This window comes from Vreelandella indica (genome assembly GCF_037070225.1).
GTDB classification, from domain to species: domain Bacteria; phylum Pseudomonadota; class Gammaproteobacteria; order Pseudomonadales; family Halomonadaceae; genus Vreelandella; species Vreelandella arctica.
The window spans coordinates 1-13356 of record NZ_JBANSO010000045.1; the positions used below are offsets into that span (position 1 = coordinate 1).

Genomic DNA, 13356 nt, shown 5'->3' on the forward strand with positions numbered 1-13356 from the left:
AAAAACGGAATCGGTTGACCCATCGTGACCGCTCAGCGTACAAAACTCTCTCCAGCGTGAAGGCTGTGTGCAAATCGGTCACGATCACCGGAATGACCGGTCACGTTCGCCGGAATACGCAGTTGAGAGCATTGGTCTACCGCTTAACTCACCTTCTGATAAATACGGTCGTTTTGTACAAATGCAGATACCTGTGACGTTTGCGACGTTGACGGCATGGGATGGCGCAGGCTGGCAAGGGGCACAGCCTCAAAACGGATTCTAAGGGTACAGGCTCACTTAGTGCAGGTGATGATATGGCAGCGAAGATGACACCAGCGCAATGGAAGAAGGCCAAGCGCCTATGGGAGGCGGATCCCAGAGAGGGGTTCACTTGGTTAGTGCGAGAGCTATCGCTACCTGTATCGCGGGTGGCTGTTAGCCGTAGGGCCAAGGCGGATGAATGGCAAAAGCGGGCACAGCCTATAGACCAAGCCAGCAACACAGAGGAGGAGGTTACGCATGGGGTTGCGGTTACGCCCCAGGTTACGCAAGAGGTTACGCCCGTAACCAACGATCGAGGCCGACCCAGTGAATACCAGCCTGAGTATGCAGAGCAGGCTTATCGCTTGATGCTGCTGGGCATGACGCGCAGCCAGGTGGCGCAATTCTTCGAGGTGAGCGAAGCCACAATCTACAACTGGTGCCGTGAACAGCCTGAATTTTTAGAGTCCATAAGGCGAGGGGCAGCGCTGGCCGATGCTGAGGTGGCCGAAGCGCTCTACAGGAGAGCTATCGGGGTGGTGCTGCCCGAGACTCACGTATCCAATTACCAAGGTGACGTGACGCTAACGGATCTACACCGGCATTACCCACCGGACACCCAAGCCGCTCGCATGTGGCTGAAGAATCGACAGCCAGAACTCTGGAAAGACAAGGTAGAGATCGAAGAGAAGCCGACCATTGCCCTGGTGGATCGTGAAGCCATGCGTAAAAAACTTGAGGCCGCGTTAGAGCATGCTGCTGAAGTCGAGCGAAATATGATTGGCAGGGCTAAGCGCCTTGGCTTACAGCATGACGATGGCACCTATCCCGGTGAAACCTATGAGAGCGATTACACGGAGAGCGAAGACAGGGATAATGTAGAGGGGCATCAATAAAGAACGCCCCGATAACCCCGGGTACGAGTCGGGGGCGGGGCGCTCTACCACTACTTCCGACGGCAGGGCTGCGGTATTAACCGGAGCTACCCGCTTGGTGAGTGGCCAACCTGCTAACAGTGTAGGTAATTATCGCTTTTTGCGAGCAAGACTGCCTAGTGAAAAGCTGCGCGTTGTGCGACGCGGGTTATACAACGCGCTCTTGTCGCCACCGATGCGACGTGACAACAGTATGGGAGACCCATAAACAACGTGAGGTCTGCCAAATGCGCGATCGTCTCGAACTACTCCATCTTTTGTTGATGCTGCTGACCACTGCCCTGGATCTTCTCCAGCGCTTGGCCGAGTGGTGGCCGTTTTGAGGAAGCCCTTAAATACGCCACTGAAGTCGAGCAAATATAATAGGTCGGGCTGAGCGCCTTGGCTTAAAGCATGACGATGGCAACCGGTGGCACCTATGCAGGCGATTATACGGAGAGTGCAGGAGGGATGAGGCAGAGATGCGTTAGTGAGTGGCGCGCTTCAAAGTGAGCCTGAATCACTTCTACCGAGAGCGGCAGAATAAAGAGGCGGCTAAGGTTTGCTATGGTGCTTTTCAATTCCCACTTTCTCCACAGAATCTCCCCCAAAAAAAGGCCCAGCAGCCAGCACCGTGTATGCCCTGGTGTATGCCTAACTGAGAAAACTTATTTAAAACCATTTAATAACAGAAACTTAACTATTGAGTTCAAACGACGCCGCCACCAGACACCCCTACAAATCAAGCACCTACGGGTGCTTTTTTTGTTTTCTGATCCTAAATACCCACTCAAGCTAAAATTCGCTTGATGTTGTTATGATGGGAGATGAATAACTAGCTTTTTCAATACTCAATACTTTTTCAGCATCTTGAGTCCAAAGCCATGGCTGAGGAGTAAGCCAGCATTCCAAAAGCACCCCCATCAGCCCGCTATGTTCAGCACATCAGCAGCCTCTTAATACCAGCCCCTCGGACGCACCAAGGCACCAGTAGAGTGTCGTTATCCTTATGACAATTTTGGGAGGTGAGCTACTGGGAATAGACCAGGAAACGCACTGAAGCCACTGCTTTCTTCAAAATAGGTTAAAAGCGTCTTACGCTTATAGCCAATGAACCTAGCAACGGGCATTTCAGCACCATGAGTGTAAAAACCACATTAAAAGAATTTGTCAGCATCCTGGACAAAGCCTGGGAAGGTAAGCGAGCTGCTCAAATGGTTCAGTTCGTTCTCTATCTGGATCTGGCAATGATTTTTGCTGGTCTCATGGGGCTAGCAGAATGGGATAGTAGAAACACCCCCATTCTCAGTAATTTAAACTTTGTGGTCATCGTGCTCGCTTCATTCACGGTCTGGGCAGCGTTCTTAACGCCTATGGCAAGCATAGTTTTTAGGGCTTTCATTCTTGAGATGCCGGGCCTCTTTCGCTTGACCCCCTCTGCAAGCCAAGAGCAGCCAAAGGGTTATGTGCATATTGCTTATTATGGAAAAATTGCCTATAAGCGGAATGATCCGCACATGATTGACTACTACCTAATGCGCCAAAAACGGGCGCGCGATTCAGAGGCAGAGCAAAGACGGTCGGGCAATATCCTGTTCGGTACCGCCTTAATCATTCTGTTCAACTCTTTTCCGAACATTATCGGTATTGAAACGACGTCTACTTTGCTACAGGAAGTAATGGCGTTTATGGGTCTCGAAGTCTATCTAGCAATAGGTCTTCTATTCTACTAATTCTATTCTTTTGGCGGGCAACGACGGCAGCATGGTTTGGCGTGCCACTCACGTACATCGAACAGCCAGAACTCTATCGACAGCAACAAGAAGGGGCTCAAGCAGAAAGCAAAGATAAGTCTCCCTATCCACACGACTAGTACCCTTATGCTCAACAGCCGAAACAGCCGACCCCGACGAAAGCTTGGGAAGAATCAACTTATCGCAGGCAATAGCCATCACCTGGGTGATGGCATATTTGCAAAGCATGGGAATGACGCGGGGTTGGAGAGAGTGGAGGCTGCTTAACGCTTTTCCCTCCACTTACGCGGATCAATGCGGCCTTCATACATGGGTAATTCCAGCACAGGATCATTCTCTCGGAACTGAGACCACATACGGTTCAACCCCGCCGTGCCGAAGGTACGCACACGCTCAACTTCGTCCAAATTGAGTACGTCGGTCAGAATGCCCGAGGTGGCGCCGGGCATTTTCGCGCGGATGCGGCCTTCGGGGTCGACGATCAGACTCTGACCTTCCCCCGCAGGTGCGGCTGAATTAGCGCTCACCATATATACCTGATTGAAAATAGCATTGGCCTGCACAAGGATTTGCTCCTGGGCGCGGTCACAGGTGGTGGTGGCCACTTGGTTGATGATCACCTCCGCCCCCAGCCACGCTAGCTGACGCACCATCTCGGGAAACCAGATGTCGTAGCAGATGGCTAGGCCGACCCGGCCTATGCCTGGCACCTCGAACACTTCAAAGCGATCTCCCGGCTGATAAGGCTCGTACGGTCGCCAGGGGAAACACTTGCGGTAGGCAGCCACTCGCTCACCTTCGGGCGAATACACCGGCGCGGTGTTGTACAGATGCCCGTCCTCTCCCCGTTCGCATACCGTGCCGGGCAGCAACCATACTCCCAGGTTACGGGCGATTCGTGACAAGTGCTGGTGACGGGGGCCATCGATAGGCTCAGCAGCAGCTTCCAGTTGCTCCTTGCGCTGCTCCGGCGTACCCGTGGCACCACATAAATGTAGCTCTGGATAAACCACCATTCTTGGCTGTTCAAAATCAGCACCGAAGTCGCTCAGGTGTACCGCCAGCTCAGCCTCGAAGTCCAGCAGTTCGGAGTCAATGCCGTGCGGCCGCGAGGCTTCCTGCACCACAAGGACAGGCAAATATCTGGACATGGTAGATCTCCGTTTAAAGGGGCGCTTTTAATGGGGCGGTTGCTGACTCGGGGTCTGATTCATCAAAGGCCACTTCCGGCGGCTCGCGACGGAAGAATCGGGTCAGGTAGGCCAACTGGGCGAAACCGATGGACAGCCAGATCAGCCCAAGAATAAAGGCGTTGATATCCAGTTTACTCATCAGCCAAAGGTTAACCAAAGCACCGATAAGCGGCACCACCATCCCTCTAATCACACCATACTGGCGCTTTGCGTCGGCGTCTTTGCTCACCAGAAAGATCACTGACAGGTTAACCATCGTGAAGGCGATGAAGGCACCGAAATTGATAAACGAGGCAGCCGATAATACATCGAGGAACAAGGCGATAATGCCAATGGCGCCCGTTAACACGATATTGAACACTGGCGTATGGAAGCGCGAGTGCAGCGCACCGAACAGCTTAGACGGCAATACCGCGTCTCGTCCCATAGCAAACAGCAACCGAGAGGCACTAGCTTGAGCGGCCAGGCCAGACGTGAACTGGGCGAGCACCATCCCGGCCAGAAAGATAGCGCCAAAGAGATCCGCACCGATGGTGGTGGCAATTTCAAAGGCGGCGGAGTCAGAGTTTACGAAACTGCTGCCCGGGTGAACCAGCTGGGTGGTGTAACCCACTAGTACGTAGATACCGCCACCAATCAGCGCGGTGAGCATAATGGCTTTGGGGATATTGCGCTTTGGGTCGATGGTTTCTTCGGTTAGTGTGGTGACGGCGTCGAAACCAAGGAAAGAGTAAGCGGCCACCGCTGCCCCCGCAGCAATCGCGGTGAAACCAGCCTCGTCACCCAAGAACGGCCCCAGGCTAAAAAGCGCATCAGTGCCACCGGTCGCAAATACGTGACGAATTGAAAGCAGTACGAAGAACGCGATCACCAGTATTTGGAAGACCATCAGCAACGAGTTCACTTTGGACGCGAGCTTGATGCCGTAGATATTCAAGAAAGTGGTGATGCCAATGAAGCCCAGCAGGAATATCCAGCTCGGCACTTCAGGAAAGCGCGCATTCAAATAAGCAGCGCCGATCAACCAAATCACCATGGGCAGAAAGAAATAATCCAGCAGCACGCTCCATCCCACCATAAAGCCGACCCGGGAGTCGATAGCTCTGCTAGGCAGACCCGGCTACCGGATAAGTACGCGCCATAATGCCGTAGCTGTATGCCGTGAATAGCATGGCAACGGTAGTGATGAGGTAAGCAGTGGGTACGGCGCCATTGCTAGTGCTGGCAATCACACCGAAAGTGCCCAGCACGATCAATGGCGTCATGTAGGCGAGGCCAAACAGCACCACGGCTTTTAGGGATAGCGTTCTTTCCAGTTTGATATTGTTATCCGTCATGATCCATCTCCAGGAAACGTTGGTACCGACAGCGGGCAGTCCGCTGAGTCGGCACAAAACGAAGAGGTGGTTGATCAAGCCAGCCGCCGAGGCTAGACCAGCTTGCTACCGTTAATGGTCGGCTAATAACCCTCAGTTGCTGGCGTTACAGCTGTCCAGCTAGACTGAGATGCTTAGTCGCCAACCTCTTTAGAACGGTATTGGCAGCTCATCGGATCGTATATAACCCTAGCGTGGTATGGACTTGCGGATGTGGAAGCAGTGACTCAAAGCGAAAATGACGAGGTTCTGGCCGATACCATCAGGGCGTTGGGAACGCCTGCGTTACCTCAACACTTCTCTAGATTGGTGAAACGACTCGCAGCCTTCGATAATCTAATAATCATCGCTTATCACGGCGAACACCGACCGGCGGTACTCTATCGGGAATACACCGACCCTGTCGTTTACTTACCGATGGATAGCCAATATCTAGGGGGAGATTACCTGCTGGATCCATTTTACCGCGAGCACCTTAGAGATGAAGTACAGGGCATACGTCGATTGAAGGACATAGCCCCCGATCACTTTCGACGCACGCATTACTATAAGAATTACTACCAGCAGACCACACTACTTGACGAGGTAGCAGTTTTTGCCAACGTTACCGAGAGTGACACCATAACCGCCTGTTTTGGTAGGGATCGCTCAAGTGGCAAGCCTTTTAATAAGCGTGAACTTGAGAATTTGCATCAGTACGAAAACATCCTCAGCTCGCTACTGAAAAAGCATTGGCAAGATTACCGCTTTGAAGGTGTGAGTAAAGCGGCGCCAGCGCCTCTAGAGGAGCGCCTTAGAGAAGCATTGAATCAGCAACACTGTATTCGGCTGAGCCCACGCCAGGCAGAAGTGGCCCTGTTTATTTTAAGAGGCCACTCATCTCTATCCATCAGCCTTCACCTGGATGTCAGCCTCCAGACGGTTAAGGTCTTCCGTCGCCAGCTCTATGCCAAGTGCTGCATTTCGTCTCAGGCGGAACTCTTCGCGCTACTGATGCCGCTGTTTGCTCGGCTGGCCGAGCACAGTTGACGCATCGTCTTATCAGCCTTTTAAGAGCTAAAAATTAATAATTTAAAGCCGCTCATTGACGAGACAAGAACACCTTTCAGCGCGAGCAGCTAAGATCGCCCTCTTCACATTCAGCATGTTCACGTAGCGTTTCAGTTCGTGCTTCTGTCAGCGCTTCAAGGCAGCCGTTACGCACCATAGGCTGCGCACTACCACCCTCAACGGCGCTACTTTCGAACGCACACTCGGCATCGCGAAAACCGATCCAGGCGCGCTGAGCGGTTCTAAGCTTTTCCAGTGAAGCAGAGTTGCTGCTTAATTGATCCACCAGTACCTGATAAGCCTCATTGAGCTCATCGTCAGCCGATTGGTACGCCTGAGCCGAGCATTCGGTTAGCTCAGCCTGTGTCGTAGCGCTATCACAGGTATCGCCCGCGTAGGCAAAGCTGTATAAAGCCAACAACCCTATGCCCATAAAAAGTGAAGACAAACGCATAATGCATGGCCCTATTTGATTTGGTAAAAAATATGGAAAGAGTACAGCCGCTCTACTCTAAACCCTATTTTAACAGTGCCAATAACAGCAAAACGCTGGCATGATAGCCAGCGCTTTTTCAATCACTGAAGTATGCTTAATACAGATTAATGGGCCAACATCTCTTCAACAATGTCTTCGCCACTTAGTTCTGACGCGTAATAGGTCGGCCAGTTAGTCACTTCTTCTAACAGCGCTTCACGATCATCGCCCCAGTAAAGGTGGTAGTGGTCTGCGTCAGTTGGGTAAATACCGTGATCGCTGAACTGAATATACTGAGGAAGATCGTCAGCCCCCTCGCCTTCGAGCTCATAAATAAAGCGAACACCCCGGTTGCCCGCCTCGTAATTTAAAATCTCGTAGCCATCGTACTGATAGTCACCTGACATCTCTTCACCGTCCGCAAAGAAAGTGACGTTGCTGCCGTCGATAACGATACGATCTACATCCGTTTCATACCCTATCTCGTAATACGCTTTGTACTCTTCGGCGGTTTTATCGCCGTGCTCTGCTTTATCAGCAAACACTTCATCTAGCGTTCCATCTTGTAGGTACGGATAGACGGATTGCCAATCACCTTCCCAGTCTGAAAGTGAGCGATCCTCGATCTGCTCATCCTCAAAATAACCCGAATAGATATCGTGGTCGTGGTCGTGGTCGTGGTCGTGGTCGTGATGAGCATGATCTTGATCATGGCTGTGGTCATGGTCATCAGCACTGACGTATTGAGCGCCAGCGAGCAGTAACGTACTGAATGCAAAGGCACTGACAGCCTTTAGCGGCGACACGATCTTTTGCCTATCTTCCATCTTGCTGGCTCGCATGCTTCTTTCTCCCTTGTGAGTTAACGCCCAAGAAAGATATATTATAACATATCATTTAATCAAGCTAGTTGATTAATGCATAATAGAATTGTGAGGAAAGTGGCAACGGATGGGGTAGTAGCGCCTGCCGGCAAACGCAACGATAGTGGAATCGTGGATTTATTGAAGACACAAACGCATCGGGCCCCGCCTAAGCGGGGCCCGATCATCGAATCTAAACGATTCGAGAACTTAAATAATCACTAGGATTAAGAAAGCAGCTTAATGTTTGAAGCTTGAAGGCCTTTCTGACCTTGGGTAACGTCAAAAGAGACGTTAGCGCCTTCAGGCAGAGTTTTGAAGCCATCAGACTGAATTTCAGAAAAATGAGCAAAAACGTCATCGCTGCCGTCAGAAGGAGCAATGAAACCGAAGCCTTTAGAATCGTTGAACCACTTAACTGTGCCAGTTGCCATGATATTAAATCCTTTTCGCAAGTCGCGAATTGTAGAAATCCTGGTATTACCCAGATAAATAGTGAGTAGAACAAGGAATACAATTACAGACTACCGAAAGAATTCGAATGTTTCTGGAACCATGCTTGCTTGCTAACTTACTAACTGCGCACATCCTGTCACGTAGTTCACAGCAGGTCAAAGCCTTTATGGTTTTTTTTATTTTTACCCGACTTTTCATAGCCATTTAAACCGCGCAAATTTACATAAATAGTCTTAATCTTGCCAAAGAGCTGGGCACTACTAATCCGATCGCCTAGCGCGCTCTATTGGCCAGGCAAACCCTGCATTAATCGCAGCCTGACCAGTACTATGGAAGAGGTTTTAACATGCTATATGGACTTAGTTTGTTGGCGGGTATTGCGCTGCTCACCCTGGGTGGAGAGTCACTGATTCGGGGTGCTGTTGCTGGCGCAAGAAGGGTGGGCGTTTCGCCCCTACTGACCGGACTGGTAGTTGTCGGTTTCGGCACATCGGCACCCGAGTTGGTTGTTTCTATTGATGCTGCTATAAACCAACAGCCTGACATTGCTATTGGCAACATCGTGGGTAGCAATATCGGTAATATCTTATTGATTTTGGGCATGTGCGCCGTGATTTGCCCTATGGTGGTTCAACCCTTAGCGCTACGCCGGGATGGCTTGGTGGTGGTGCTAGCCAGCCTACTATTTATTGGCCTCTCATTTGGTGGAGCACTGGGGCGTGTTGATGCAGCAATCTTTATAGCCTGTCTTGTGGGCTACCTTGTTTGGGCTTACTTAAGCGAAAGTCGGCAGCATATTCCGGCGGCAGATATGCATGCCTCAGAAGCCGAAGAGATGACCAAACTCCCCACCACGGGCTGGATGATCGCCTTAGCGCTGGTGATTGGTTTAGGCATGCTAATAGGAGGGTCACAGCTACTGCTCTTTGGCGCTATAGGGTTAGCCCAGGCATTGGGTATTTCCGAAGCAGTCATTGGGCTAACCATCGTGGCTGTTGGCACCTCACTACCTGAAATGGCCGTGTCGGTGATTGCAGCGCTGCGCCGTCATGCTGATGTCGCCGTTGGTAATATTCTAGGCAGCAACATATTTAACCTGCTGGGCATCCTCGGTATCTCAGCATTTTTACAACCACTGCCCCTTGCACCACGCGTGGCCCTGTTTGACCAGTGGGTGATGCTGGGTGCCGCTGGCATACTGGTGCTGTTTTTGTATACCGGTATGCGCCTGTCGCGCTGGGAGGGAGCCGCACTGCTCGCAGGCTATGCCGCTTATATAGCGTTAAGCTTTACGATTTTTTGAGATGGCCTAATCGTTGATTGCGCTGAGCCAAAAACCCACCGTTTTTGGCTCAATGACTTGATTGTTTATCGTGGAGAAACGTCACCGTGCACATTGCTACCCTGGGTCCTAGCGGCAATAACCACGAATTGATTGCCATGCGTTATTTAAAACAACGCTGTTCAGGCGAAGGCAGCCTGACACTCTTCAACCACTTTGAAGATGCCTTTCAGGCGCTTATTGCTGGGCAGGTTAGCCACGTGTTGCAGTGCACCGCCCACGCCACCCATAGCGACTGTGTCGGCCGCTATATGCATCAAGCCTATCCGGTCGACACCTTTATTGCGGGTAGCAAGCCGCTGGCGCTGATCGCACAACGTGCCACTGCGCAGCCCACCCAGGTGGCACTGCAGCCAGCCACCCGCTATTACACTGATTTAACGGGCTATGCGGAGCTTATTGATGCCCCCACCACGGTGGCAGTAGCAGAAGGCCTGCTCGCCGGACGTTTTGAAGCAGGCATCTGTGCTGAAGAGGTGCTCACCCAGGCACCCGAGCAACTGCGGTTGGTGCAGTCACTGGGGCCTGCGCTGGATACCTGGGTGATGTTTGCCACTACCCCGCTGCCAGCCTCTTCGCCGCTACGGCTGGATGCTGACGATTCGTCCCAGGGCTAAAGTAAGAAAATCAGGATGCCTCCTGTCGCGACTAGCGCCGCACGCTGCCACAATGCTTTGCGCGCGATCACTCCGTAAGAGATCGCCCCCAGTCCCAGCGCCACTTTCAGCGCATTCAGCAGGGCGCCTGACGGATTAAAGGCTAGTTGGATTATTTCCGGGTTGGCCACCATGGCTAGGGGAATAATATACAGCCCGATCCCCAGCGCCATGGCCTTGAACGCCACCTTCAGCCAGCTCTCCCCCACCATGCCAGCGGCAATAAACACACCGCCACACACCGGCGGCGTGATAGTTGAGAGCAGCGCATACCAGAAGACGAACAAGTGCGCTAGAAGCGGTTCCAGACCCAGCGATGTCAACGCCGGCCCGGCGACAGAGACACAGATTACGTAGGCGGCGGTGGTTGGCACCTCCATGCCTAAAATCAAGCAGGCGAGCGCCGTTAGCAGCAAGGCTGGCCATAGCATGTCGTTGGAGAGCGACAGGATACCTGAGGTAATCTTGACGCCCAGCCCTGTTAGCGACAGCACGCCGACCACCAGCGAGGCGCACAGGATAATCGCGCCGATCACGGCAATCTGGCGCCCGGCAGTGACCGCAGCAGCGGCTAACCGACGGCTAAAGCCAGGAAGCGAAAAGCGCAGCGTCACATCAAAGAGCAACAGCGCAATGCCTGCAAAAATCGCAATACTGGCAGCGTACTGAGGGGTATAACCACCGTTGAAGATGCGTTCTAGCAGCAACACGAACGGGATCGCAAAAAACAGCGAGGTAATGACGACTTCTTTCGCGTGGGGGCGCTCACTTTCCGCCACGGGCTGCAAGTCATGCCGGGTCGCGTAGGCATTGATGCCCACCCAGACGGTCAAGAAATAGAGCACTGCCGGCAACATTGCCGCGGCCATAATTTGTGTATAGGGAGTCCCCGTTAGCTCCACCATGACAAACGCCCCAGCCCCCATCAGCGGCGGCATGATTTGCCCGCCAGAGGAGGCAACCGCTTCCACCGCACCGGCGAGCGAGCGCGGGTAGCGCAGGCGTACCATGGAGGGAATGGTGATTGCCCCAGTGGAGGCCACGTTAGCTGACGCCGAACCGGAGATAGAGCCCATCAGTGCCGAGGAAATCACCGCCACCTTGGCCGCGCCCCCGGTCAGCCGCCCTGCCACCGCGCCAGCGAGATTCATGAAGCCCTGACCCGCTTCGCCGGCATTGAGTACCGCACCGAAAATCACAAAAATCGCCACTACACTGACACTCACGCCGGTCAGCGACCCCCACAGCCCGCCTTCGGCAATGGTCAATGTGCCCACCATGCTAGGCAGCGGGAGCCCCGGGTGGCCAAAAGCACCAGGGATGTATTGGCCGAAAGCGCCATACATCAGGGCCAGCAACGCGACCAGCGGCAGCGGCCAGCCAATCGCCCGACGGGCGGCCTCAAGCGCCAGCGCGATTAAAAATAGCCCGATCCCCATCTGTAGGTGGGTATCAATAAAGCCATACTGATTGGCTAGCGCGGCCTCATTGACGGCGATATAGCCACATGCGGCCACGCCCAGCACCGTCAGCACCCAGCCGCTGATTCGCTGCGCCGGTGTATTGGCCATATAGACCAGCACCCAAGGCAACAGCAGCGCCATGTGTAGCGGCCGACTGACGAGCGCAGGTGTTAAACCATAAAAAATCAATCCAAGATGAAACACCACACTCACCGCCCCCAGCGCCATCCAGCCTGGGGCTATGGCGTCATCATCGATGGGGGTCGCCGCTGGCGAAGAAGTAACAACACGCATGCCAAGTTGCCTATTATCAATACTGCATCAATACCGCATCAACTCTGCATCAATACAGAACTGCCACAGCGCGAGCGCCGTGGCAGTAGGAAGAAGGGAGAAAGTGACTAACGTAGAGAGTCAGGCACCTCGAAGCCCGCTTCTTCGTAATAGCGCAGTGCCCCTGGGTGTAGCGAGCCGGTCATGTTTTCCAGCATTTCAGGGATAATACTGCCCCACCAGGCGGCCTCTTCGGCCATGGCATCACGACGCTCCCAAAATGTTTTGGTTAGCGTGTAGGCGGTATCGTCATCCATATAGGTGGTGGTGTAGGCAATCACCGGCAGCGATGTGGTTTCGACATCTTTATCAACGCCGGGGTAGGTACCGCCGGGGATCGTTTGGCGCGCTGCGCCGGTTTGTTCGATTTGCTCATCGGTCAGACTAACCAATGATATAGGCATGCTGGCGGCGGTCTCGATCACATTGGGTGATGGGAAAGAGCTGGCGGTGACAAAGCCGTCAATCTGGCCATTTTTGAGCGCATCGGGGCCGCTGCCAATCGCCGCATCGGCGATTTTGACGTTCTCTTCCAGACCAAACAACTCCAGGTAACGAGCCGCTTCCCGGGCGCCAAACGTACCTCGGCCAATTAATAAGTGCTTGCCTTCCAGGGCAGACATGTCAGCCACCCCTTCGTCACCCGCCAGTACAAAGTGCATGGTGATAGAGGGGATGGGGAACAGGCCACGAATTTCCTGAAAGCGAGGGTTCTGACGCTCTGCAAAGGCGCCCTCTCCTGCCATGGCCTGTTCGACTAACGCAGGCGGCGTGGTAAACACGTAGTTGCCTTGACGAGCCATGACCTCCATGACGTTTTGTACCGAGCCCTGACTCTCTTCAAGGGTCAGAATAATCGCGTCATCCGTACCCTGGCGGATTGCTTCTGAGAGTTCTACGCCCATCTGATAGTAGGCGGTACCTGCAGAAGCCGATTTATAGGTCACCCGCGTTTCAGCGTGGGCGGAGAAAGCGGTACTTACCAGCGCTAGCGTAGCAGCCGTCACGCCAAGCGAGCGGCGAAGGGAGCGAAATGAATTGCGCATCTTAATCTTCCTTAGCGTATCCAGCGGCCGTTTTCTAACGGGCCTCGTTTTTATGTTACCCAGCAATGGGCCTAGCCCGGATTTCTCACAGGGTATAAAAGAAAGCGGCTGAAAGTGCTATGATTTCAAGAACCTAACCAATCCATCAAGCACCAACAGCCGCTTCCAAAATGGTACCTGAAAAGCTGACCT

The 13356-nt window shown here is 53.1% G+C and carries 13 protein-coding genes; 5 read left to right on the forward strand and 8 right to left on the reverse strand.

The window, feature by feature from the left end; translation table 11 throughout:
- The first annotated feature begins 296 nt into the window (after window positions 1-296).
- Window positions 297-1139: a helix-turn-helix domain-containing protein gene (locus V8L71_RS19685; RefSeq protein ID WP_336275212.1), complete on the forward strand. Its 843-nt coding sequence runs from the start codon at window positions 297-299 to the stop codon at window positions 1137-1139.
- Window positions 1140-2296: 1157 nt separating this feature from the next.
- Window positions 2297-2890, forward strand: coding sequence for a hypothetical protein (locus V8L71_RS19690; RefSeq protein ID WP_336275213.1), 594 nt, complete (start codon window positions 2297-2299; stop codon window positions 2888-2890).
- Window positions 2891-3174: 284 nt separating this feature from the next.
- On the opposite strand, the gene V8L71_RS19695 is transcribed toward V8L71_RS19690, so the two are convergent.
- The 3 genes from V8L71_RS19695 to V8L71_RS19705 are packed head-to-tail and all read right to left on the reverse strand — an operon-like array spanning window position 3175 to window position 5441.
- On the reverse strand, window positions 3175-4062 hold the full coding sequence (locus tag V8L71_RS19695; protein ID WP_336275214.1) for a carbon-nitrogen hydrolase family protein: 888 nt from the start codon (window positions 4060-4062) through the stop codon (window positions 3175-3177).
- Between the two features lie 13 nt (window positions 4063-4075).
- Window positions 4076-5182 (reverse strand): APC family permease, encoded by a 1107-nt coding sequence (locus tag V8L71_RS19700; RefSeq protein ID WP_336275215.1) that lies wholly within the window; start codon window positions 5180-5182, stop codon window positions 4076-4078.
- A gap of 28 nt (window positions 5183-5210) precedes the next feature.
- A complete protein-coding gene (locus V8L71_RS19705; protein ID WP_336275216.1) occupies window positions 5211-5441 on the reverse strand; it encodes a hypothetical protein in 231 nt (76 codons plus the stop codon).
- A gap of 252 nt (window positions 5442-5693) precedes the next feature.
- Between V8L71_RS19705 and V8L71_RS19710 the strand changes: the two genes are divergently transcribed.
- Window positions 5694-6509 (forward strand): helix-turn-helix domain-containing protein, encoded by an 816-nt coding sequence (locus tag V8L71_RS19710; RefSeq protein WP_336275217.1) that lies wholly within the window; start codon window positions 5694-5696, stop codon window positions 6507-6509.
- Window positions 6510-6585: 76 nt separating this feature from the next.
- Here the strand turns inward: V8L71_RS19710 and V8L71_RS19715 are convergent, their stop codons facing one another.
- The 3 genes from V8L71_RS19715 to V8L71_RS19725 all read right to left on the reverse strand — a co-directional run bounded on the left by V8L71_RS19715 (window position 6586) and on the right by V8L71_RS19725 (window position 8302).
- Window positions 6586-6984 (reverse strand): lysozyme inhibitor LprI family protein, encoded by a 399-nt coding sequence (locus tag V8L71_RS19715; protein ID WP_336269150.1) that lies wholly within the window; start codon window positions 6982-6984, stop codon window positions 6586-6588.
- Between the two features lie 146 nt (window positions 6985-7130).
- Entirely contained in the window at window positions 7131-7847 is a 717-nt protein-coding gene (locus V8L71_RS19720) for a metal-binding protein ZinT (RefSeq protein ID WP_336275218.1), read from the reverse strand.
- A gap of 248 nt (window positions 7848-8095) precedes the next feature.
- Complete coding sequence (locus V8L71_RS19725; protein ID WP_007111857.1) at window positions 8096-8302, reverse strand: cold-shock protein; 207 nt, start codon at window positions 8300-8302, stop codon at window positions 8096-8098.
- 368 nt (window positions 8303-8670) lie between these two features.
- On the opposite strand from V8L71_RS19725, the gene V8L71_RS19730 reads away from it, so the two are divergent.
- Together V8L71_RS19730 and V8L71_RS19735 are read left to right on the forward strand one after the other, a co-directional pair.
- On the forward strand, window positions 8671-9627 hold the full coding sequence (locus tag V8L71_RS19730) for a calcium/sodium antiporter (protein ID WP_336269152.1): 957 nt from the start codon (window positions 8671-8673) through the stop codon (window positions 9625-9627).
- An 86-nt stretch (window positions 9628-9713) separates the two neighbouring features.
- Window positions 9714-10283: a hypothetical protein gene (locus V8L71_RS19735; protein WP_336275219.1), complete on the forward strand. Its 570-nt coding sequence runs from the start codon at window positions 9714-9716 to the stop codon at window positions 10281-10283.
- Here the strand turns inward: V8L71_RS19735 and V8L71_RS19740 are convergent.
- Complete coding sequence (locus V8L71_RS19740) at window positions 10280-12079, reverse strand: TRAP transporter permease (protein WP_336275220.1); 1800 nt, start codon at window positions 12077-12079, stop codon at window positions 10280-10282. The two genes, V8L71_RS19735 and V8L71_RS19740, sit on opposite strands and share 4 nt — an antisense overlap.
- 107 nt (window positions 12080-12186) lie before the next feature.
- Window positions 12187-13164: a TAXI family TRAP transporter solute-binding subunit gene (locus V8L71_RS19745; RefSeq protein ID WP_336269155.1), complete on the reverse strand. Its 978-nt coding sequence runs from the start codon at window positions 13162-13164 to the stop codon at window positions 12187-12189.
- Window positions 13165-13356 lie beyond the last annotated feature (192 nt).